We start from the raw sequence: 21,141 nt of genomic DNA, 5'->3' as shown, positions 1-21,141 counted from the left end.
CAATGATTAAACCTGATCCAGCGGTTTCCTGTGATGGGTTTTCAGTTTTTTAAATTCGGTAGGCGTGAAGCCGGTACTGTTGCGGAACTGGGAAGAGAGATGCTGCACACTTCTGTAACCCAGTTTTCCGGCAATTTCCGTCAGCGTGAATTCATTGTACAGAAGGAGTTCCTTTACTTTTTCAATTTTCTGAAGGATAAAGAACTGTTCCAGGGTCACCGTTTCATTATGCGAAAATGTTTTGGAAAGCGAACTGTATTCTTTGTGAAGTGCTGAGCTTAAAAATTCGGATAAAAGAAAATTCTCATCGATGTCCAACCCGCTGATTTCCGTAATGATCAGGGTTTTTATCTTTTCAGTCAGCTGATGCGCAGAATCCCTGATCCTTTCAAATCCGGTTTCCTCCAGATGCTTTTCAACAGTCCGCAGGTCTTCATCAGAAATGCCGGATTCTGTTTCCACTTCACCCAGGGAAATGGATTTAACTTTAATTCCGGCTTTCTCAAAAATATCTGAAACTGCAGAAATGCACCTTCCGCACACCATATTTTTTATGAAAATTATCATGACAGGTTCTGGTTATTCAGCCGGTCTTTTACAAATTCAACTTTTGTTTTCCCGTGCGGCGCAGGATTTCCGTCTTCATCCAGATTAACCATCACGATCCTGTCCACGGTAATAATGGTCTGGTGGGTCATTTTGTTCCGTACATCACATCTTAACGTAAGGGAAGTGGATCCGAAAGCTGAAACTTCAATACCGATTTCGATGATATCACCCTGTTTGGCAGAGCTGACAAAATTGATCTCCGAAATAAATTTGGTCACTACTTTTTTATTCTCCAACTGGATCACGGCATACAAAGCAGCCTCTTCATCAATCCATTGAAGCAGCTTTCCTCCGAAAAGCGACTGGTTGGGATTCAGGTCTTCAGGTTTTACCCATTTTCTGGTGTGGTAGTTCATAATCTTATAATTTTGAAGCACAAATTTAAGGCTAAAAACCGAGATGTTGCGTTTACAGGAATTGACTTAGCAAAAGACTCGTATTTACAGATACAATTGCTTATTCGGAATAGGTAAAATACTGTTTTAAAAAGTATTACGATATGTAAAAATTGTGCTTTATATTATGAATTCCTAATACTTACCTGAATGGTTTTAATTTAAAATTAACATTTGTAAAGATATTTTAACAGATAATTCATCATAATTCATAGTTTTTAGTGAAATAATAATCTAATTGAAAAATTTACTTAAAATATCTGAAAAAAAGTTTTGATATGAAATTAATAGTCGTATCTTGCACCTGTCTTATATCTGGAATCAATATTTGTTCATTCTATATGTTGTTTTTCTTTTATAAACCAAATCATTTTTAACATTTTTAATTTTTTTATTCAGATGAACATTTTTGTTTCAAACATCAACTACGCAACTAAAGATTATGAGTTGCAGGATTTATTTTCAGAATTTGGAGAAGTTTCTTCAGTAAAAATCATTACAGACAAAGAGACAGGTCGTTCAAGAGGTTTCGGGTTTGTTGAAATGGAAGATGCTGAAGGGCAGCAGGCAATTGAAGCTCTTAATCAAAAAGAATTCAACGGAAAAACACTTAATGTTTCAGAAGCTAAGCCAAGAGAAGAAAAACCAAGAAGGTCTTTCGGAGGCGGTGGCGGTAACGCTGGCGGTGGTAACAGAGGCGGAAGCGGCGGTTACGGCGGTGGCGGAAACAGAGGTGGAAGCGGTAGCGGTGGTTACGGCGGAAGCAGCAACAGAGGTGGAAGCGGCGGTTACGGCGGCGGTGGAGACCGTGGCGGAAACGGCGGTGGAAAACGTTGGTAAAAAATATAGGCGGCTTCAGTTTGAAGCCGCTTTTTTTATGCACAGATAAATCTGTTATCTGTTATTCCTTTTTATTTTTCTTCTTCTTTTTATCTTTTTCCTTCCCTTTCTTTTTATCCTTTGTTTTTTTCCGATTCAGGATTTCATCGGCATATTCAAAAGTCGGTTCTTTTATTTCTTCCTGACTTACCACGGCCATGTCAATGCCCAGCTCTTTTATATCATCCCGGGAAATCATGTGCTCATTCATTAAAAGTTCCAGAACTTCCTTCCCGGAATTGCTGAAAAAGCTGTGCACCAGTTCCTGTAATAAAAACTTCCGGTATTCTTCAAACGGCACAATGGCAGTATATCTGAAAATCCGGCCTTCTTTTGCCGTAGACAGATAGCCTTTTTCAACAAGTATTTTCAGATAGGTAGAAACTGTATTCTGGTGAGGCTTAGGTTCCGGATGCTGTTCCATAATGTCCTTTAAATAAAAAGAATGAAGCTTCCACAACAGCTTCATTAAGTTTTCCTCAGCAGATGTAAGATGATTTATTTTCATATGAGATCCTTACGGTTGAAATTGTATATGGCAATAAAGATAGATAAAAGATACCATTAATGCAATTCCGGCGCCCATCATTACCTCTTTCGGGGTATGCCTTCCGACAATAACCCTGGTAATCCCAACCAGAACTGCGATGCCGAGCCAGGCAATTCCCAATACTGTATTCAGCGCAAAAAATAAAGCGGCAACCAGTACATTAAATGCGGTGTGCATGGAACTTTTGATATAATAATTGCTGAGCTGCATCACCAGAAGCAGAATCAGAATAAAGATCATAATCAAATCCACATGCCCTTTCCTGAAATAGTCAAAAGCGATGTAGGCAATAACACAGGCTGCGATAAAGAAATACAGGGAAATCCGCTGTACTCGGTTGGATACATCCATATTGGTATACCGCCCGGTTTTAACGTTCCATACCAGCCAGATAATAACAGGCAGAATGATGATCAGCAGTATCGGAATAAAGTACGCCAGGGAATCATGTAAAGAATAGGACTTGATGCTCATGTAGAAGAAAAATATCACCAGAGAGACCAAAGGATTGAAGAAATCTGATATGATTTTTGAAGTTTTATAAACAAATGGAGGGTATTTTTCTTGCATAAGTAAGTTTGATCCTGTAAATATAATATTATAAGTAAAAAACAATGGGTGTAAATACAATAAAAACAAAGTTTTTTTTATAATTTTGCTCAACTATTTCATATATAAATAAGCAAAGGCTAGCACATGAAAGAATTTTCTAAAGAGGTATACCTGAAGTGGTATGAAGATATGACAATGTGGAGAAGGTTTGAAGACAAATGCCGTTCTCTTTATCTAAAACAAAAAATCAGAGGTTTTTTACATTTGTACAACGGTCAGGAAGCCATTCCTGCAGGTTTTACCCATGCAATGGATTTAACAAAAGACAGTATGATTACTGCTTACAGATGCCACATCCATCCTATGGCTATGGGAGTGGATCCTAAAAGAATCATGGCGGAACTTTGCGGGAAAGCAACAGGTACGTCCGGAGGTATGGGCGGATCTATGCACATTTTCAGTAAAGAACACAGATTTTACGGTGGTCACGGTATTGTCGGAGGACAGATTCCTTTAGGTGCGGGTATTGCTTTTGCAGACCAGTATTTCGACAGAAAAGCGGTGAATATCTGTTTCTTCGGGGATGGAGCGGCAAGACAGGGTTCACTACATGAAACGTTTAACATGGCGATGAACTGGAAATTACCTGTAGTATTTGTGGTTGAAAACAACCAGTATGCGATGGGAACTTCCGTAAAAAGAACTGCCAACCATGAGGACATCTATAAATTAGGTCTTGGTTATGAAATGCCTTGCCTTGCAGTAGATGCAATGGATCCTGAAAAAGTTGCTGAAGCAGCTTACGAAGCCATTGAAAGAGCAAGAAGAGGGGACGGGCCTACCTTTATTGAGGCAAGAACATACCGTTTCAGAGGGCATTCAATGTCTGATGCAGAGCCTTACAGATCCAAAGAAGAAGTGGCGATCCACAAAAATGATGACCCGATTGAACTGATCAAACAAAGAATTTTATCAAACAACTGGGCAACTGAAGAAGAACTGGAAGCAACAGACAGCAAATCAAGGGATTTTGTTGAAGAATGCATCGAGTTCATGGAAAATTCCCCATATCCGGATCCTGAAAAAATCTATGAGTATGTATATGCTCAGGAAAATTATCCGTTCTTAAACAAGTTAGAAAATTAATAATTAGGTAATTTGAGAATTTGAAAAATGAGTTAATTATTTTTATTTCTGATTCTCACTTCATCACATTAACAAATTATCATAATAAATTATGGCAGAAGTAATTACAATGCCGCGCCTTTCTGATACAATGACAGAAGGGAAAGTGGCAAAATGGCATAAAAAAGTAGGAGATCAGGTAAAAGAAGGAGATATTTTAGCTGAAATTGAAACTGATAAAGCCGTTCAGGATTTTGAATCCGAGATAGAAGGTACTCTTTTATACGTAGGAGTAGAAGAAGGCGGTGCAGCTGCTGTAGATTCTGTTTTAGCAATTATCGGTAAAGAAGGAGAAGATATTTCCGGGTTAACCGGCGGTGAAGCTCCCAAAGCTGATGATTCTGAAGAGAAAAAATCCGAAGAAGAATTAAAGACAGAAAATAACGCTACCAGTGTAGAGCAGACTGATGCTGAAATTCCTGCAGGGGTAGAAATGATTACAATGCCGAGACTTTCTGATACGATGACGGAAGGCAAAGTGGCTAAATGGCACAAAAACGTAGGCGATACCGTAAAAGAGGGAGACCTTCTAGCGGAAATCGAAACCGATAAAGCCGTTCAGGATTTTGAATCTGAGTTTAACGGCGTACTGCTGAAGCAGGGTGTTGAAGAAGGCGGTGCCGCTCCTGTGGATTCCGTATTGGCGATTATCGGACCTGAAGGAACCGATGTTTCAGGAGTAGGTGCTCCGAAAGCAGCCGGCCAATCATCAGAAAAACCAGCCGAAAAGAAACCTGAGGCAAAAGAAGAAAAAGAACAGGCGGCTCCTGCTGAAAATGCTTCATCTTCTGACCGGGTAGCCATTTCTCCGTTAGCTAAAAAAATGGCTGAGGAAAAAGGAGTGGATATCCATACCCTTCAGGGTTCCGGAGAAAACGGAAGAATCGTTAAAAAAGATATTGAAAACTACCAGCCATCTGCTGGCAAAGAAACTTCTGCACCGGCCCAGGCATCATCAGCTGCGGCAGCTCAGGTAGCTGTAAGCTTTGTTCAGGGTGAAGATACGGAAACGCCGAACTCACAGGTAAGAAATATCATTGCCAAACGTCTTTCTGAAAGTAAATTCTCTGCGCCTCACTACTATTTAATGGTAGAGATCAATATGGATAAAGCCATAGAAGCAAGAAAAGAAATCAATTCGCTGCCGGATACCAAAATTTCTTTCAATGATATGATCATCAAGGCAACGGCTGTTGCATTAAGAAAACATCCGCAGGTAAATTCAAGCTGGGCAGGTGATAAGGTAATCCACAGAGGAAATATCAACATCGGCGTAGCGGTAGCTATTCCTGACGGATTGGTAGTTCCCGTGCTTAAGAATACTGACCAGATGAATTATACGCAGATTTCTGCTGCGGTAAAAGATATGGCAGGAAGAGCAAAATCCAAAGGCCTTAAAGCCAATGAGATGGAAGGTTCCACTTTCTCTGTTTCCAACCTGGGAATGTTCGGGATTGAAACATTTACCAGCATCATCAACCAGCCGAATGCAGCCATCCTTTCAGTAGGTGCCATTATCGAGAAGCCGGTTGTGAAAAACGGACAGATTGTAGTCGGAAATATTATGAAACTGTCCCTGGCATGTGACCACAGAGTGGTAGACGGTGCTACAGGAGCTCAGTTCTTACAGACTTTAAAAACATATCTGGAAAGTCCATTAACACTGTTACTGTAACTTTCTGATTTTTTGGAATATAAATAAAACCTCTCATAGCTATGAGAGGTTTTATTACTTATCCTGAAGATCATATCGTGATGAAAAACTGCTCATAAAACGAATTATGTATTTATGTACTATTAGCTTTAAAATTGTCATTATTTAAAATCAATTTACTATTTTTGAATTATGATTAAAGCAAGGAATATCCATAAATTTTATGGGAATTTAGAAGTATTGAAGGGCGTTGACATTCACATCAAAATGGGTGAAGTGGTATCCATCGTGGGAGAATCCGGAGCAGGGAAATCTACGCTGCTGCAGATCCTGGGAACACTGGATCAGCCTTCCCAGTCAAACAAATTCGGTACTGAAATATCCATTGCGCAGGAATCTTTTATCAACATGAATGATAAACAGCTTTCCAAGTTCAGAAACCAGAATATCGGGTTTGTATTTCAGTTCCATCAGCTGCTTCCTGAATTTACGGCTCTGGAAAACGTCTTGCTGCCTACAAAAATTGCCGGTGCTAATGAAAAAGAAGCTATTGAAAAGGCATATGCTTTATTTGAGGACCTGAAAATCGAACAGAGGCTGCACCACAAGCCCAATCAGCTTTCCGGTGGCGAAGCGCAGAGGGTAGCCGTAGCAAGGGCTTTAATCAATTCCCCAAAAATTATTTTTGCCGATGAACCGACCGGTAACTTAGACTCAAAAAATGCAGATGACCTTCACCGGCTTTTTTTTGACCTGAGAGATAAATACAACCAGACTTTTGTTATTGTAACCCACAACCCAAACCTTGCAGAAATTACCGACAGGAAATTAGTGATGAAAGACGGGATGATTATCGAATAAAACCCTCACAAAGCACAGATGAAACACCTTATTTTTTTAATGATCCTGCTGGGTTGCTATTCAGAGATTGGATCTCAGCCGTCATCTGCTGCCGGAGAATATCTGCCCGAATCAAAAATTTCGGAGATCAGAAGTTTCATAAAAGGAAAAAATTATAATCAGGACCTTGTGGTTTTTATCAATTTTAAGATCCATTCCGGGAAATACCGGTATTTCGTGTATGATCTCAGAAATGATAAAATTTTACAGAAAGCCATAGTTGCGCATGGGGAAGGCTCTGTTATTGAAAAGTCAGGACTTTTAAAATTCAGCAATACAGACGGTTCCCACCAGTCATCGTTAGGTAAATATGAGATCAGGGAAAGCTATTCCGGAAAATTCGGTAAGGCTTACCGTCTGGACGGCCTGGATGAAACCAACAGCAATGCCAGGAAACGTGCCATTGTTTTACACGCTTATTCCTGTATATCCGATAAGGAATCTGCAGCGCCGGCATGCCTGAGTTTTGGCTGTCCGATGCTGTCAAAAAACGCATTGCAGCAAACGGCGCAATATATCGACCAGTCGAAAAAGCCGGTTATTTTATATGCTTTTTATTAACTAATTATGAAAAAAACGATATTGCCATTTTTTGTTGCTGCGATTCTGGTTTCCTGTAAAAAGGAAAATTATGCCGTTGCAGATCTGAAATTAAACCTCCCAAAAGATTTTGAACAATCTGTAATCTATGAAGCTGATGTCAGTACAAACTCACAAATGACTTTAAACGAAGTAAATGTGGTCAATTATAAAGTAGATTCAGTTGCTAAAAATGGCCACTATTATATGACGGGAAAATTGAAAAGAGCGAATGTCAACCAAAGTATTTTAGGTGATTCTTTTTCTGTTGATACACGTGAAAGCGGAAATGGTGATTCTGATTTGGGAAGTGATATACAAAATTTGGTTAACAAAGAATTTTCTTTTAGAATAAATGCTTACGGCCGAATCATTGAGAAACCGAAATTCAAGAATATTGATGCTGACCCATTTTTGATTGAACAATATAATATTTTACCATTTGCGTTGCCGGAAAGAAAGCTGATCGAAAAGCTTACCTGGGAAGAAACTACAACCAACCCAATAGATAAGAAAGTAGAATTGAAAACTACTTATACTATAAAAAAAATAGACAGTAAGTCTATCAATGTTAGTTCCCTGGGATTAATGGGATATAATGGGGGTTCGGATAAATACAGGGCCGAAATTATTGGCTCATATGTACTTGATAGGAAAACAGGACTTTTAATTTCAGGAGAAAAGTCCTTAAAAATGAAAGAAACAGGTGAAATGACTTTTAAAATTTCTCCACAAATGAAAGGTTTTGAATAAATAATTATGTCTATAAAATTCCTAGCTGAAGACGACCGCCCCCGCGAAAAATTTTTACAGAAAGGTAAAAATTCACTATCTGATTCCGAGCTGCTGGCCATTATTATGGGAAGCGGCAGTAAGGATGAAACGGCGGTAGAACTGGGCCAGAAAATATTGGCTTCGGTTGATAATAATTGGCACCTGCTGAGCCTGCTCTCTATTCAGGACCTTATGAAATTTAAAGGCGTGGGGCAGGTAAAGGCCATTTCTATTGCAACAGCCTTGGAAATCGGAAGAAGACGGGCCAGGCAGGAAATTTCGGAGATCAAAGTGATTTCCGGTAGCAATGATGCCTATCAGATTTTCAAAAATCAAATGTCAGATCTGCGCACAGAAGAATTCTGGGCCATCTTTCTTAATCAGAGAAACAAGATCATTCATACGGCTAAGCTGACCGAAGGCGGGATCAGCCAGTCAATTGTCGATGTGAGGGTCTTATTCAAAACAGCCTTGGATCATTTTTCAACGGGAATTATTGTTGCGCACAATCATCCTTCGGGGAATTTGAAACCGAGCCGGGAAGATATCGATATTACACAAAAGATAAAAGAAGCCGGAAAAATATTGGGTATCCAGCTTCTGGACCACCTTATTATTACCCAAAACTCGTACTTTAGTTTTTCAGACGACGGCATATTATGATGAGAAGATTGAAATATAATGAAATTGATTTTGATAAATATACACAGTGCCTGGAGAATTCCGAACAGCGGAACTGGTATGCAAAGAAAGAAGTCTTAGACCAACTGTCAGGAAACTGGGAAATTATCATATATGGAGATTATGAAGCCGTTTTACCCGTTCCTTTGCGGAAAAAGTTTGGAATTACTTTTGTGATTATGCCTCTTTTCTGTCAGCAGTTAGGCATTTTTTCTCAAAAAGATAATGTGAAAATTAATGATCAGTTTTTAAAGTTTTTAAAAAGAAAATACAAAGTGTTTTCGTATTCTTTTAATCATCAGAATTCGTTATCAGAAATATTGGTCAAAAAGAAAAACTATATTATTCCTATCTCAGATTATCCAACTTTAAGAAGAAAAAAATATTTTAAAGGAAGAAAATCTACGGCAAAATGCGCACAGCATCTTCATTACAGACAGATTGAACTCAATTCTGAACATATTACTTTTATTGAAAATAATTTTAAAGGGATTACCAAACAAACCGATATTAACAGGTTTAGGAATTATATGAATTTTCTCCGGCAGAATAATGCATTAGAGCTTTGTGCTGCTTATCTGGAAGAAAAACTGATAAACGTTGCCGTGCTGGTTTCGGAAAACAATCAAATCTCTCTGCTGGGCCTGATCAATGATGAAATTTACAGAAATGAAAACGGACCTTCTTTTCTGATTGATAAAATTTTAAGTCTTTATATTCACGAAAAGCAATTCAATTTCATGGGAAGCAATATCCGTGGGATAGAAGTCTTTTTTAAAAGTTTTGGCGGAGAACTTCAGGAATATTCTTATTATGAAAATAAGATGCTAAAGAAATTTTTTTAAAAAAATAAATAAGATCGCTTCATGATTTGAAGCGATCTTTGTATGAAATATCTTATTGTTTGATAAACTTTTTAGAATAATGTGATTTGGAATTGCTGTCTGTGATATCAATAAAATAAACTCCTTTCAGCAGGTTTGAAATATCTATTGAAGCTGTATCTGTTATTGACATGGTTTTTTCAAATACCAGTCTGTTGCTCATATCGAAGATTTTAACTGTACTGTTTTTTAATTCTTTATTCGTTTTTACGAATAGATGATCTTTAGCAGGAATCGGATAAAGCGTGATGTCATCACGGGTCACTTCTGTAATTTTTGCTGTTTTTTTAGCCAGATCTTCAGATTTAACCGGACGTGGACTAAAAGTATAACAGCTGTTTGTATTATCTATGTACAGATAATGGCTACTTCCTGTCCCCGGTTCCAAGACGGTACCTGTATCTAACGTTATGCTTTTTTTAGCTTTGAATTTAACATTGGCATTTTGTGTAAAGCTTTCATTTTGAATTCTTATAGATTCCGCAGAATTTGTAAGTTCAAAATCCCACTTACTGAAGTTTCTGTCTTTTATCAAAACTTCTCCGCCATTCGTCGGATCCATTTGCCAGGCCATTTTTGTCGCTTTCCCGGCATCGATTCTTCCGGCACCTAATTTTCCGACATAAGGCTGGTTTTCAGGGATGTTGTCCAGGTTTGCTGATGTAAGTTTTAAAATGGTTTCGACTTCATCAGAATTCAGACAGTTATTTACTGAAAATAAAAGGGCCACTACGCCGGCTATCTGGGGTGCAGCTATTGAAGTTCCCCAGGCTCCCCCATAAGAACTGTCACTGTCAGCTACTGCCCCTAAAACGTTAATTCCGGGTGCCCTTAAATCTACCATATCGTTGTGCTGATGGGTGGTATTCGGGTTTCCGATTACTTCTTCGATACGGTCCTCCCACGAATACGGAATGTTATTATAGGTATATCCTACATCAAAATAGCCAACAGTGGAAACACTGATGACATGATTATAACTTGCCGGATAAACATAATTATCCGGTCCTCCACAGGTTGCGCCATTGCCTGCAGCCACGATGATTACGGTTCCATTATTATGTATCTCGTCAACTACCAGCTGATCGATCGCGCTGTAGCTGCAAGAGTTATACCAGCTTGCATTTACTACTCGGGCTCCGTTCTGTGATAAAACCAATAAAGTATTCATCAAAATGCCGTCGTACATATGCTTAAATAAAATACTGGAGTTGAAACCTGTGCCCGGAATCCCCTTATTGTTATCCGTGTTTGCTGCAGCCTGGCTGGAAACAATTGTTCCATGAGAATCCGGAGTCAGTGGTCCATTGGTAAGGCTGGTAACCTTTCCGGACAAATCTTCATGAGTCATTCTTATGGGTGTATCGCTTATACCTATCTTGAAGTTCGGATCGCCGTGTGTATAATCCCAGGCCTCTTTTACATTTATTAATTCCAGACTCTTTATCGGGTTTGAACTTCCTGAAGGGAAATTATAATCATTCGGTATATATAGCAGGCCGGGTCTGAATGTTTCTTCAACCAGAGGAAAATATCCCGTATAGTTTTTCAGCTCTTCTGCAATTCCTTCTTTATCCACTTCCAGTAAATATATGTTTTGCAAAGAAAGTGTCTGGGAGGTAGGAAATGCTTTTTCAAATGTATGTACATTATATTTTGAAAAAACTTTCATCACCCGTTCATCAGAATGCATTACGGCAATCTTGCCATTATTGTCAGTTATTTTGGGGGCACTGCTTTCATTTGAAACCTGAACGTAATAAAGTTTGTTCTGAGCGTATGAAAAGAAACCTGCCAGCAATAACAACGGAAGTATTTTACTTTTCATTTTTATATACTTTATTTTTAAGTTCCTGAATTTCTTTTTGTTGCTGAATTACATACAATGTTAATTCTTCAACTTTCTTCAAAAGAAGGATGTTCATTTCTTTTAGTTCAATTCCATTTTCTATGGCTTCATCTGTTGTCGGTACTTCCGGTAAATGTTTATTTTCAGTGATGAATTTTTCAAGCTCATGTAAAGGCATCAGATTATAGTTTTTTTCAAAAACATAGTCTGCCCATCCGTTATTTGCAGCGATATCTACCTTTACCTTTTCAGTTCTGATCCCGTTTTTTATAAAAACCCGGTAATCATTACAGTCTGAACAGTTAGGATATTGGCTGTAATTTCCGATAAGTAATTTTCCGTTTGCTTTCAATGAAAATGTAGACTCCCAATTTCCTGGGGCAGTAGGTCCGCTGATATCTAAAACTCCCGGATTATTTGGCTGATATTGCATGTAATTCAGCCAGACTAAAGAAGAACCGCCATCAACATTAGTACCTGAATTTCTAACTGTAAAAGTATCACTGGTAGTATCAGATGAAAACTGGCCTCGACCCTGCGCTCTGAAAGCAATACTAGGATCAGGATTTATGCCTATACCAATATTGCCCGTTGAATTGATCCTCATTCTTTCAACATTACTGGTCTTTAACACCAAATCCTGACTGTCTGAAGTTCCAAGGTAATTTGCGGTCGGAGATGTTCCGGAATTTCCTGTAAGATTCCAGGACTGTTGGGCATAAAGAAAAGACGTAGCTGCTGTAGCTAATAAAAGAACTGTTTTTTTCATGATTAAAATAATTTTATGTTTTCTAAAGGTAGTGATATATTTTATTTAGCTGATTCTTTTTATATTATTTTTTTTAAAATAATGTCTGATTCATTGGAATGTATAAAATATAATTACTGAATACATCAGCGAGAATTCCGGAGAAATGTAATGTGAGAAAAGAATAAAAATACTTGGAAATATTTTCAATAATAAATTCAGAAATTATCAGTAATTTTGCTAGCTCAAATTATGACAAGTTTTTCAGGATATCTGCCGTATGCTTTTGCATTGATTATTGCAATCCCTTTTCTGGTTTTGCTCAGGCAATTTGTATTTACCTATATCAGGCTTAAAGAGCAGGAAATAAAACTTCTTTCCGTAAAATCAAATTCAGGAAACAAGAGCCAGTCTTATGAAAGAATGATCCTTTTTCTGGAAAGGATAAAGCCGTCAAACCTTATTCAACGCTTTGATAAGGAGCTGGCCGTTCACGAATTTATATTTCTCACCGAAAAGTCTGTAAATGAAGAGTTTGAATACAATTCTTCGCAGCAGCTTTATATTTCAAAAAATTCCTGGAATAATATTGTCGATTCTAAGAATGCTGTACTTAGCCTTCTTCATAAAACCTATGAGGAAATTAACGGGAATGCTGATCTTGATGAATTTAAAACCATTTTCATCATGAATTACATGAACGGTGATGATTACATTTCAGCAACCATAGATGATATGAGAAAAGAAATTTTAATAATAGCTTAACTAAAAAATAAATAAAATTAAATAATGATTCCAAATTTTAAAGCACATCCATGGCACGGAATTTCTGCAGGACAAGATGCGCCGAACGTTGTTAATGTTTTCGTGGAGATCGTTCCTTCTGATACCATTAAATATGAAGTTGACAAAGAAACCGGTTTTCTGAAGGTTGACAGGCCTCAAAAATTCTCAAATATCATCCCGGCTTTGTACGGTTTTGTTCCGAGAACGTATTGTGATGCTGCTGTAATGAATCTGGCTGTTGAAAGAGGGGCAGAAGATGTAACCATGGGTGATCATGATCCGCTTGATATCTGTGTTTTGAGTTCCCACAATATTCATTCAGGAGGTTTATTAATGGAAGCTATTCCGATCGGAGGTTTTAAAATGATTGACGGAGGCGAAGCTGATGATAAAATTGTTGCTGTAATGATCGGGGACCATGCTTTCGGGCACTTCAGAGATATTGCAGAATTGCCTGACGCAGAAGTGAAACGATTAATGCACTATTTCCTGACCTATAAAAACTTACCGGATGAGCCTGCAAAATGTAGAATCCAGGAAGTATACGGTGCTGAACACGCCAGAAAAGTAATTGTCGCTTCTCAGGAAGATTACGCCAATAAATACGGAGGATAGTCATACAATTCTCTTTAACATAAAATCAAAGGATAAATGAATTTTCGTTTATCCTTTTTTATTGGATATAATTCAATATACTTCAGAACTTTCCTGCATTGAAAAACCGATGTTACATTAAAATCCTGTTTAAATTTAGTTCTGAAGCTTTATTCTGCTGAATTTTTAGATTTAATAATAAACAAACTTAAAAATATTCACCATTACCATTATTATCTGAGGAATCTGTTTTTTGCAATAATTTAACAAGTCCTTAAAGATCTGATTTTAACAGTTGTAAATATTTATGACATTTTCAAGGGAATTATTTGTTATATTTATTATTCTATTACCAAAAAAATATTAAACTATGGATTTATTCTTGTTAGTGCCAATTTTTGGTGTCATTGCTTTACTGTACACATTTCTTCAGAGTAACTGGGTAAGTAAGCAGGATGCCGGGGATGAAAAGATGAAAACGATCAGCGGTTATATTGCTGACGGTGCTATGGCTTTTCTGAAAGCCGAGTACAGGATTTTGATGTATTTTGTGGTTATTGTAGCCATTTTATTAGCCGTAATGGGAGCAAGCAATTCAGATTCCCACTGGACCATCGGGCTTGCCTTCGCGATCGGGGCTGTGTTTTCTGCACTTGCCGGATTCATCGGGATGAAGATTGCCACAAAGGCCAATGTCAGAACCACACAGGCCGCTAAAACTTCGCTTTCTAAAGCTTTAAAAGTTTCTTTTACCGGAGGATCTGTGATGGGAATGGGTGTTGCCGGATTGGCCGTTCTGGGGCTGGGTGCTTTATTTTTAATCATCAAACAGATTTTTGCGCCTGATGCCACAGTGGATTCTGACGAAATGAAAAGAACCATTGAAATCCTAACCGGCTTTTCCCTGGGCGCGGAATCAATCGCCCTGTTTGCAAGAGTAGGCGGCGGTATTTATACCAAAGCAGCTGATGTAGGGGCAGACCTGGTAGGAAAAGTGGAAGCCGGAATTCCTGAAGATGATCCAAGAAATCCCGCTACCATTGCAGATAATGTAGGGGATAATGTGGGAGATGTTGCCGGAATGGGAGCCGACTTATTCGGGTCTTACGTTGCCACGGTTTTAGCCACCATGGTTTTGGGAAGAGAAACCATGTCTGAAGATGCTTTCGGCGGTTTTGCCCCGATCCTTCTGCCGATGCTTATCGCAGGAACCGGAATTCTGTTTTCAATGGCCGGGACTTTATTTGTGAGGATCAATGATCACGAAGGTTCTTCAACGTCAAACGTTCAGAATGCTTTGAATCTCGGGAACTGGGGAAGTATTGTCATTACTGCAATCGCTTCCTATTTTCTGGTTACTTATATTCTGCCTGATAAAATGGTTTTAAGAGGTCATGAATTTACTAAAATGGGTGTCTTCGGAGCAATTATGGTCGGGTTGGTTGTGGGGACTTTAATGAGCATTATTACAGAATATTATACGGCAATGGGTAAGAGGCCCGTTTCCAGTATTGTAAGGCAGTCTTCAACAGGCCACGCCACCAATATCATTGGCGGTCTTTCCGTCGGGATGGAATCTACGCTGCTTCCGATTATTGTTCTGGCCGGAGGGATCTACGGTTCCTATCTGTGTGCCGGATTATACGGAGTTGCGATTGCAGCCGCCGGAATGATGGCCACAACCGCCATGCAGCTTGCCATTGACGCATTCGGGCCGATTGCAGATAACGCCGGAGGAATTGCTGAAATGTGTGAACTCCCGAAAGAAGTCCGTGAAAGAACCGATATACTGGATGCCGTAGGAAATACAACAGCAGCTACAGGAAAAGGATTTGCCATCGCTTCCGCAGCTTTAACCGCTTTAGCTTTATTTGCAGCATTTGTAGGCATTGCAGGCATTGACGGCATTGATATTTACAGAGCCGACGTACTGGCCGGATTGTTTGTGGGAGGGATGATACCTTTCATATTTTCATCACTTGCCATTACAGCGGTAGGACAGGCAGCCATGGCGATGGTGGAGGAAGTGCGCAGGCAGTTCCGGGAAATTCCTGGAATCCTTGAAGGCACGGCACGTCCTGAATATGAAAAATGTGTTGCGATTTCTACCGATGCATCCATCAGGAAAATGATGCTTCCCGGAGCAATTGCCATTGTTTCACCTCTGTTGATCGGATTTATTTTCGGTCCGGAAGTACTGGGCGGATTTTTAGCCGGTGCCACCGTATGCGGGGTACTGATGGGCATGTTCCAGAACAACGCCGGAGGTGCCTGGGACAATGCCAAAAAATCTTTTGAAAAAGGAGTGGATATCAACGGTCAGATGTACTACAAAGGCTCAGAACCGCATAAAGCTTCGGTAACAGGTGATACCGTAGGAGATCCTTTCAAAGATACTTCAGGGCCGTCCATGAATATCCTGATCAAGCTGATGTCTATTGTTTCGCTGGTTATTGCCCCAACTTTAGCCGTATTACATAAAGATAAAATAGAAGCAAACAGGGCGGCCAAGATTGAAAGCTTAACCGGAATGAAGAGTACCCAGGCCGTTCCGGGAAATACCGCAGCCGTACTTGTTCCGACGGAGGTTAAAGGATATTTAAATGAAAACGGTGACTTTGTTTATGATACCGGAGCTCCTCAGGAAGTACAGTTAAAAGGCGGAAAGAAAATTTCCATCGGCGGGAACAGCCAGCTACTTCAGATGTACCAGTTGATAAAAAACAAAGATCAGTCACTGTTGGATCCGAATAAATGGTTTACGATTGAAAATCTTTATTTCGAGACCGGTTCAAGTGAATTACGTCCGGGTTCTGACGCACAGCTGCTGAATTTAGTGGAGATTCTGAATGCCTATCCGAGTCTTAAAATAAAACTGGGAGGCTATACTGACAATACAGGAAATGAAGAAAGCAACAGGACACTTTCCAATCTAAGGGCCCAGACAGCGAGGTTGAAACTACTGGAGCTGGGTGTTGCCGGAGACCGGTTAGAAGCAGAAGGATACGGAGCACAGCATCCGGTTTGTGAAGCCAACGATACAGATGAATGTATGGCAAAAAACAGAAGGATTGATGTCAGGGTTCTGGCACTCTAAGTCCAATTGAAATAACAGACAAAGCACTGCATCAGCGGTGCTTTGTCATTTATAAAACAATAGTTTCACACATCATAAAGTCATTTTGCAAAACGATGAACTGATATGAAGATCATCATTTTGGAAACTAATTAAAAGTTTTTTCTTAAATCAACTATAAATTTTTCCTCAGATGCTCCAAGGCATCAATGATCAGTTCATCTTTTTTGGCAAAGCTGAACCGGATATAATCAGAGTTCTGTTTTGAATCATAAAAAGCAGACAAGGGTAGACAGGATACTTTTTTCTCAATGGTAAGCCACTTCGAGAATTCTACATCGGTCATGGTTTTTGACACATTCCTGAAATTGACAACCTGAAAAACAGCGCCTTCAGTTTTACGCTCTACAACCAAAGGAGTATCTCTAATCAGTTCATTAAACAGGTCCCGCTTTTTCTGCATCAGAATCCGGTTTTCAGACGGGTCAAAAACGTCAAGGTATCTTGCAATGGCATACTGGCAGGGCGCATTGGCACTGTAGGAAATATACTGCTGATGGCACCGGAATTTTGCCGTAAGATCCGGGTCAGCTAACAGATAACTTACTTTCCAGCCTGTAGAATGGAACATCTTGCCAAATGAAAAAATACAGAATGTCCTTTTCCTGAGTTCAGGATGCAGGAACGAACTGTAATGTTCCGTTCCGTCATAACAGTAGGTATCGTAGATTTCCTCTGAAATCAGGTAAATTTCCCGGTTTTTTATCAATCCGTATAAAACATTCCAGTCATGTTCAGTCCACATCTTTCCTGTAGGATTCTGCGGTGAATTGATGATGATGGCTTTTGTCCTGTCAGAAATGCAGTGCTGGAGCTTTCCAGGGTTTATGCTGAAATCAGCATCAAGATCATAATAGACCGGAATGCCGTTATTAAGGACAATTGAAGGGCTGTAAGTATAATATGAAGGCTGAATAACAATTACTTCATCTCCCGGGTTTAAAATACACTTAAGCGCGGTATATAAAGTAAAGGTAGCACATGGTGTAATGGTTACTTCGTTTTCCTTCAGTTTGATGCCGTTTTTTCTTTTCAGATTGAAACTGATGACATTATGAATCAGTAAAGGGTTTCCTGCCAGCGGTTCATAATTATGGGTATCCTGATCTGCCGCTTCCTTTAAAAAGTCTTTTAAGCGCGGGTCAATATCAAAATCTGCAAGGCCCAATGAGAGATCAAAGCTGTTGTGCCTGGAGGCAAGTTCAGACATCTCCGTAAAAAATGAGTAATGGGTAAATCCGTAAACTTTCTCCATGGGTTATTGTTTGTATCTCAAATATAAGAAATTAGCCTATCATTACAGATTAAATAAATTTTGTTAATTTTAAACAAATTATTCTATAATGAGAAAACTATTCATCCCCCTGTTTTTAGCAGCGGTACTGGTAAGCTGCGGAACGGCTAAAAATCCTGGTGGTGCGGCTGCATCGGCCACTTCATCGGTTGTGAAAGGCGATAAAGCCTTTCTTTCTGCCTATAAGGAAATTACGGCAGCTGACCTTAAGAAAAACTTATATGTTATTGCTTCTGATGAAATGGAAGGCCGGGATACCGGAAGCCCGGGACAGAAGAAAGCGGGGGAGTACATGATCAACTATTATAAAGCCCTCGGTATTTCATATCCGAAAGCGCTGGGTTCCTACTATCAGAAGGTGCCAGCAGATTTCATGAAAAAAAGAGGCGGTGGAAACCTTCCTGATTCAGAAAATATCCTGGCATTTATCGAAGGTTCTGAAAAACCTGAAGAAATTGTGGTGGTTTCTGCACATTATGACCATGTGGGTACTAAAAATGGCGTAGTATATAACGGTGCAGATGACGACGGAAGCGGAACTGTAGGCGTAATGGAAATTGCCAAAGCCTTCCAGAGTGCCAAGAAAGCAGGAAAAGGCCCGAAGAGATCCATCCTGTTCCTGCATGTAACAGGAGAGGAACACGGATTATTTGGGTCTGAATATTATACGGACAATCCGGTTTTTCCTTTGGCCAATACGGTAGTTGATTTAAATATTGACATGATCGGGCGCGATGATCCTGAAAACAGAGGCAAGCAATATGTTTATGTAATCGGGTCTGAGATGTTGAGTTCTGAATTGAAGGTTATTAATGAAGCCGCCAACAGGAATACCAATAATCTGGAACTGAACTATAAATATGACGATCCCAATGATACCCAAAGACTGTATTACAGATCAGACCATTATAATTTTGCAAAAAACAATGTTCCTGTAGCATTTTTCTTTGACGGGATTCATGAAGATTACCATAAGCCAACGGATGATGTTGAGAAAATCGATTATGAACTGCTGAAAAAAAGAACCCAGCTTGTTTTTGCCACTGCATGGGAAATTGCCAACAGGCCTGCCAGAATTGTTGTTGACAGAAAATAACGGCAGGCAGAAAAGCTGTTTCCTCTAATCAATTTTAGTCAAATGAAAATCTGTGAAGCAGAAATATAAGATATTCCCCAGATTCAGGTCGTAAGAAATGCCGTGACAGAAAATACATTATCTGATCCTAATCTGGTCACAGATAAAGATTGTGAAGAATTTTTGTTTGCCAGAGGAAAGGGCTGGGTCTGTGAAAGCGGCAGCCAGATTGTAGGTTTCTCAATTGTTGACCTTAAAGAAAACAATATCTGGGCTTTGTTTGTACATCCTGACTTTGAAAAGCAGGGCATCGGGCGAAAGCTTCATGATGTAATGCTGGATTGGTATTTTGATTAGACAAAAGAAAAGGTCTGGCTTGGAACTTCCCCGAATACGAGGGCTGAAACATTTTACAGGAAATCCGGCTGGCATGAAACCGGAACCCACGGAAAGGAAGAAATAAAATTTGAAATGACTTTTGAAAACTGGAAAAACCGTACACAATGATACAGAATATAAAATCAATCCGGCCTTTTGTAGGTTCTGAAAACTTTAAAATCAGCAGGGAGTTTTATTCAGATCTCGGCTTTGAAGAGACCGTTCTCGAAAGTAACCTGTCTTTGTTCCAACGGAATGGAACAGGTTTCTATCTTCAGGATGCTTACGTAAAAGACTGGGTCGACAATACGATGCTTTTTATCGAAGTGGATGATGCGGATGCGTTCTGGAACTACCTCACAGGCCTCGGACTTCCGGAGAAATATGAGAAAGTCCGGCTGACGCCTGTTAAAACCATGCCTTGGGGGAAAGAATGTTTTGTGCATGACCCCAGCGGGATTTTATGGCATTTCGGGGAATTTTTCAGTAACAAATAATTAAACAGTAATAAATTAACGATAAACAGGCCATGATTTACGCTTTTGATACCTATTATTTTGACGATTATGCCCATACTGTGTGCATTGCTTTTGAAGAATGGACTTCTGAGAAAGAAACCCAAATTTTCATGGAGAAAACGGAAGTTACTTCCGACTATGAAAGCGGGGCATTTTACAAAAGGGAGCTCCCGTGTATTCTCAGTCTTTTAAAACAGATTAAGCTTTATGAAGGTGATATCATTATTGTAGACGGCTATGTAACCTTAGGCAATGAAGGAAAAATGGGGTTGGGAGGTTATCTCTATGAAGCATTGGAACAGAAATTCCCGGTTATCGGAATTGCTAAAAATGAGTTCAGTACTCCTGACCTGCAGCGGAAAATGATCTTTCGGGGAGAAAGCGAAACGCCGCTGTTCCTTACGGTAAAAGGGGCTGATGCAGATGAAATCAAAGCAGAAGTAGAACAGATGTACGGGGATTTCAGGATTCCTGCACTGCTGAAAAAACTGGATCAGCTGACAAGGATGCGATAAATTAAATCAGAAAGAGGATAGGATTGTTCACAGCAAATATTAAAAAGCTGACGAATGTCACAAGTTTATTATTTTTATTAATTCTAAATAAACATAAATTTGCAATAACAAAAACACAGATCAATAATATCCATATCAATTTTTGTTTTTTCAACCGGTAATTTTATATTGCCGGTTTTATTAATTCTGATAAAGGGATTTCCTGTATTCAATGCCCCAGTTGGCAATTTCATCAATAATCGGTTCTATGGTCCTGCCGTATTCCGTAACCTCATATTCTACAGTTACCGGTTTGGTATCCAGAACAGTACGGGTAATGAGATGGTTGATTTCCATATCCTGCAGTTCCTTTGAAAGCATTTTAGCGGCAATACCGTCAATCTCCCTGAGCAGATCCATAAAACGCATTCTTCCTCCCTGCAGCAAGGTTCCGAGAATATGGAATTTCCATTTTCCGGATAAAATTTCCATGGCATCTTTTATCGCGTTCATCCTGTGTTTGCACACCAGTGTGGTATTCAGCTGCGGTTCTTTTTTCATAATTCAGATTATAGAGATGATGACGGTAAAGGTATAAAAAATTATCGGGGTAGTTTCATAGAGGAA

Annotated in this window: 23 protein-coding genes; 15 read left to right on the top strand and 8 right to left on the bottom strand. The window is 39.3% G+C overall.

Going from position 1 to position 21,141, the window contains the following annotated elements:
- Positions 1–6: 6 nt before the first annotated feature.
- Together ASE55_RS06550 and ASE55_RS06545 are read right to left on the bottom strand one after the other, a co-directional pair.
- Positions 7–567: a helix-turn-helix domain-containing protein gene (locus ASE55_RS06550; protein ID WP_056216843.1), complete on the bottom strand. Its 561-nt coding sequence runs from the start codon at positions 565–567 to the stop codon at positions 7–9.
- Positions 564–965: an acyl-CoA thioesterase gene (locus tag ASE55_RS06545; RefSeq protein ID WP_056216840.1), complete on the bottom strand. Its 402-nt coding sequence runs from the start codon at positions 963–965 to the stop codon at positions 564–566. The genes ASE55_RS06550 and ASE55_RS06545 overlap by 4 nt, the downstream gene beginning before the upstream one ends.
- A 438-nt stretch (positions 966–1,403) precedes the next feature.
- Between ASE55_RS06545 and ASE55_RS06540 the strand changes: the two genes are divergently transcribed.
- Positions 1,404–1,844 carry an RNA recognition motif domain-containing protein gene (locus ASE55_RS06540; protein ID WP_056216837.1) on the top strand — a complete coding sequence of 147 codons (441 nt, stop codon included), beginning with the start codon at positions 1,404–1,406 and terminating at the stop codon, positions 1,842–1,844.
- 61 nt (positions 1,845–1,905) lie between these two features.
- Here the strand turns inward: ASE55_RS06540 and ASE55_RS06535 are convergent, their stop codons facing one another.
- Positions 1,906–2,391 (bottom strand): BlaI/MecI/CopY family transcriptional regulator, encoded by a 486-nt coding sequence (locus ASE55_RS06535; protein ID WP_056216833.1) that lies wholly within the window; start codon positions 2,389–2,391, stop codon positions 1,906–1,908.
- Between the two features lie 9 nt (positions 2,392–2,400).
- Positions 2,401–3,003, bottom strand: coding sequence for a phosphatase PAP2 family protein (locus ASE55_RS06530; protein ID WP_056216831.1), 603 nt, complete (start codon positions 3,001–3,003; stop codon positions 2,401–2,403).
- 126 nt (positions 3,004–3,129) lie between these two features.
- Here ASE55_RS06530 and pdhA point away from each other — a divergent pair, with 126 nt between their 5' ends.
- From pdhA to ASE55_RS06495, 7 genes are all read left to right on the top strand, one after another.
- The gene (gene pdhA, locus ASE55_RS06525; protein WP_056216828.1) at positions 3,130–4,131 is read left to right on the top strand and encodes a pyruvate dehydrogenase (acetyl-transferring) E1 component subunit alpha; all 1,002 of its coding nucleotides are present in this window, start codon (positions 3,130–3,132) and stop codon (positions 4,129–4,131) included.
- 91 nt (positions 4,132–4,222) lie between these two features.
- Positions 4,223–5,845, top strand: coding sequence for a pyruvate dehydrogenase complex dihydrolipoamide acetyltransferase (locus ASE55_RS06520; protein WP_056216826.1), 1,623 nt, complete (start codon positions 4,223–4,225; stop codon positions 5,843–5,845).
- Positions 5,846–6,016: 171 nt separating this feature from the next.
- Positions 6,017–6,685: an ABC transporter ATP-binding protein gene (locus ASE55_RS06515; protein ID WP_056216823.1), complete on the top strand. Its 669-nt coding sequence runs from the start codon at positions 6,017–6,019 to the stop codon at positions 6,683–6,685.
- Between the two features lie 18 nt (positions 6,686–6,703).
- The gene (locus tag ASE55_RS06510) at positions 6,704–7,285 is read left to right on the top strand and encodes a murein L,D-transpeptidase catalytic domain-containing protein (RefSeq protein WP_056216820.1); all 582 of its coding nucleotides are present in this window, start codon (positions 6,704–6,706) and stop codon (positions 7,283–7,285) included.
- 6 nt (positions 7,286–7,291) lie between these two features.
- Positions 7,292–8,056 (top strand): hypothetical protein, encoded by a 765-nt coding sequence (locus ASE55_RS06505; protein ID WP_056216818.1) that lies wholly within the window; start codon positions 7,292–7,294, stop codon positions 8,054–8,056.
- 6 nt (positions 8,057–8,062) lie between these two features.
- A complete protein-coding gene (gene radC, locus ASE55_RS06500; protein WP_056216816.1) occupies positions 8,063–8,740 on the top strand; it encodes a RadC family protein in 678 nt (225 codons plus the stop codon).
- A complete protein-coding gene (locus ASE55_RS06495) occupies positions 8,737–9,603 on the top strand; it encodes a hypothetical protein (RefSeq protein ID WP_128414511.1) in 867 nt (288 codons plus the stop codon). Before radC ends, ASE55_RS06495 begins: the two co-directional genes overlap by 4 nt.
- 52 nt (positions 9,604–9,655) lie before the next feature.
- Here the strand turns inward: ASE55_RS06495 and ASE55_RS06490 are convergent, their stop codons facing one another.
- Both ASE55_RS06490 and ASE55_RS06485 read right to left on the bottom strand, forming a co-directional pair.
- Positions 9,656–11,470, bottom strand: coding sequence for a S8 family peptidase (locus tag ASE55_RS06490; RefSeq protein WP_056216810.1), 1,815 nt, complete (start codon positions 11,468–11,470; stop codon positions 9,656–9,658).
- Positions 11,460–12,260, bottom strand: a complete 801-nt coding sequence (locus ASE55_RS06485) for a hypothetical protein (RefSeq protein ID WP_056216805.1) — start codon at positions 12,258–12,260, stop codon at positions 11,460–11,462. Before ASE55_RS06485 ends, ASE55_RS06490 begins: the two co-directional genes overlap by 11 nt.
- Positions 12,261–12,491: 231 nt before the next feature.
- On the opposite strand from ASE55_RS06485, the gene ASE55_RS06480 reads away from it, so the two are divergent.
- The 3 genes from ASE55_RS06480 to ASE55_RS06470 all read left to right on the top strand — a co-directional run bounded on the left by ASE55_RS06480 (position 12,492) and on the right by ASE55_RS06470 (position 16,716).
- Positions 12,492–13,004, top strand: a complete 513-nt coding sequence (locus ASE55_RS06480) for a hypothetical protein (protein ID WP_056216802.1) — start codon at positions 12,492–12,494, stop codon at positions 13,002–13,004.
- A gap of 24 nt (positions 13,005–13,028) precedes the next feature.
- Positions 13,029–13,640, top strand: a complete 612-nt coding sequence (locus tag ASE55_RS06475; RefSeq protein ID WP_056216799.1) for an inorganic pyrophosphatase — start codon at positions 13,029–13,031, stop codon at positions 13,638–13,640.
- A 349-nt stretch (positions 13,641–13,989) separates the two neighbouring features.
- Positions 13,990–16,716, top strand: a complete 2,727-nt coding sequence (locus ASE55_RS06470) for a sodium-translocating pyrophosphatase (protein ID WP_056216796.1) — start codon at positions 13,990–13,992, stop codon at positions 16,714–16,716.
- Positions 16,717–16,870: 154 nt separating this feature from the next.
- Here the strand turns inward: ASE55_RS06470 and ASE55_RS06465 are convergent, their stop codons facing one another.
- Complete coding sequence (locus tag ASE55_RS06465) at positions 16,871–18,010, bottom strand: aminotransferase class I/II-fold pyridoxal phosphate-dependent enzyme (RefSeq protein ID WP_056216793.1); 1,140 nt, start codon at positions 18,008–18,010, stop codon at positions 16,871–16,873.
- 88 nt (positions 18,011–18,098) lie between these two features.
- Here ASE55_RS06465 and ASE55_RS06460 point away from each other — a divergent pair, with 88 nt between their 5' ends.
- From ASE55_RS06460 to ASE55_RS06445, 4 genes are all read left to right on the top strand, one after another.
- Positions 18,099–19,145 carry a M28 family metallopeptidase gene (locus tag ASE55_RS06460; protein ID WP_056216790.1) on the top strand — a complete coding sequence of 349 codons (1,047 nt, stop codon included), beginning with the start codon at positions 18,099–18,101 and terminating at the stop codon, positions 19,143–19,145.
- A 102-nt stretch (positions 19,146–19,247) separates the two neighbouring features.
- Positions 19,248–19,481 carry a GNAT family N-acetyltransferase gene (locus ASE55_RS20625; RefSeq protein ID WP_238585005.1) on the top strand — a complete coding sequence of 78 codons (234 nt, stop codon included), beginning with the start codon at positions 19,248–19,250 and terminating at the stop codon, positions 19,479–19,481.
- Positions 19,482–19,627: 146 nt separating this feature from the next.
- The gene (locus ASE55_RS06450; RefSeq protein ID WP_056216787.1) at positions 19,628–19,999 is read left to right on the top strand and encodes a glyoxalase; all 372 of its coding nucleotides are present in this window, start codon (positions 19,628–19,630) and stop codon (positions 19,997–19,999) included.
- Between the two features lie 32 nt (positions 20,000–20,031).
- Complete coding sequence (locus tag ASE55_RS06445) at positions 20,032–20,535, top strand: endonuclease V (RefSeq protein WP_056216784.1); 504 nt, start codon at positions 20,032–20,034, stop codon at positions 20,533–20,535.
- Positions 20,536–20,715: 180 nt separating this feature from the next.
- On the opposite strand, the gene ASE55_RS06440 is transcribed toward ASE55_RS06445, so the two are convergent.
- Positions 20,716–21,075 (bottom strand): winged helix-turn-helix transcriptional regulator, encoded by a 360-nt coding sequence (locus ASE55_RS06440; protein WP_056216781.1) that lies wholly within the window; start codon positions 21,073–21,075, stop codon positions 20,716–20,718.
- Between the last annotated feature and the right edge of the window lie 66 nt (positions 21,076–21,141).

This window comes from Chryseobacterium sp. Leaf201, from assembly GCF_001421435.1.
Classification (GTDB): domain Bacteria; phylum Bacteroidota; class Bacteroidia; order Flavobacteriales; family Weeksellaceae; genus Chryseobacterium.
This window is presented reverse-complemented; position numbering and strand designations above follow the sequence as displayed.

Bases quoted from the DNA above. Each gene is read 5' to 3' on its own strand.
- ASE55_RS06465 (WP_056216793.1), bottom strand. From the start codon at position 18,010: ATGGAGAAAGTTTACGGATTTACCCATTACTCATTTTTTACGGAGATG.
- ASE55_RS06480 (WP_056216802.1), top strand. From the start codon at position 12,492: ATGACAAGTTTTTCAGGATATCTGCCGTATGCTTTTGCATTGATTATT.
- ASE55_RS06550 (WP_056216843.1), bottom strand. From the start codon at position 567: ATGATAATTTTCATAAAAAATATGGTGTGCGGAAGGTGCATTTCTGCA.
- ASE55_RS06505 (WP_056216818.1), top strand. From the start codon at position 7,292: ATGAAAAAAACGATATTGCCATTTTTTGTTGCTGCGATTCTGGTTTCC.
- ASE55_RS06495 (WP_128414511.1), top strand. From the start codon at position 8,737: ATGATGAGAAGATTGAAATATAATGAAATTGATTTTGATAAATATACA.
- ASE55_RS06485 (WP_056216805.1), bottom strand. From the start codon at position 12,260: ATGAAAAAAACAGTTCTTTTATTAGCTACAGCAGCTACGTCTTTTCTT.
- ASE55_RS06470 (WP_056216796.1), top strand. From the start codon at position 13,990: ATGGATTTATTCTTGTTAGTGCCAATTTTTGGTGTCATTGCTTTACTG.
- ASE55_RS06450 (WP_056216787.1), top strand. From the start codon at position 19,628: ATGATACAGAATATAAAATCAATCCGGCCTTTTGTAGGTTCTGAAAAC.
- ASE55_RS06520 (WP_056216826.1), top strand. From the start codon at position 4,223: ATGGCAGAAGTAATTACAATGCCGCGCCTTTCTGATACAATGACAGAA.
- ASE55_RS06510 (WP_056216820.1), top strand. From the start codon at position 6,704: ATGAAACACCTTATTTTTTTAATGATCCTGCTGGGTTGCTATTCAGAG.
- ASE55_RS06545 (WP_056216840.1), bottom strand. From the start codon at position 965: ATGAACTACCACACCAGAAAATGGGTAAAACCTGAAGACCTGAATCCC.
- ASE55_RS06515 (WP_056216823.1), top strand. From the start codon at position 6,017: ATGATTAAAGCAAGGAATATCCATAAATTTTATGGGAATTTAGAAGTA.
- ASE55_RS06530 (WP_056216831.1), bottom strand. From the start codon at position 3,003: ATGCAAGAAAAATACCCTCCATTTGTTTATAAAACTTCAAAAATCATA.
- ASE55_RS06445 (WP_056216784.1), top strand. From the start codon at position 20,032: ATGATTTACGCTTTTGATACCTATTATTTTGACGATTATGCCCATACT.
- ASE55_RS06475 (WP_056216799.1), top strand. From the start codon at position 13,029: ATGATTCCAAATTTTAAAGCACATCCATGGCACGGAATTTCTGCAGGA.
- ASE55_RS06440 (WP_056216781.1), bottom strand. From the start codon at position 21,075: ATGAAAAAAGAACCGCAGCTGAATACCACACTGGTGTGCAAACACAGG.
- ASE55_RS06535 (WP_056216833.1), bottom strand. From the start codon at position 2,391: ATGAAAATAAATCATCTTACATCTGCTGAGGAAAACTTAATGAAGCTG.
- ASE55_RS06460 (WP_056216790.1), top strand. From the start codon at position 18,099: ATGAGAAAACTATTCATCCCCCTGTTTTTAGCAGCGGTACTGGTAAGC.
- ASE55_RS06490 (WP_056216810.1), bottom strand. From the start codon at position 11,470: ATGAAAAGTAAAATACTTCCGTTGTTATTGCTGGCAGGTTTCTTTTCA.
- radC (WP_056216816.1), top strand. From the start codon at position 8,063: ATGTCTATAAAATTCCTAGCTGAAGACGACCGCCCCCGCGAAAAATTT.
- pdhA (WP_056216828.1), top strand. From the start codon at position 3,130: ATGAAAGAATTTTCTAAAGAGGTATACCTGAAGTGGTATGAAGATATG.
- ASE55_RS06540 (WP_056216837.1), top strand. From the start codon at position 1,404: ATGAACATTTTTGTTTCAAACATCAACTACGCAACTAAAGATTATGAG.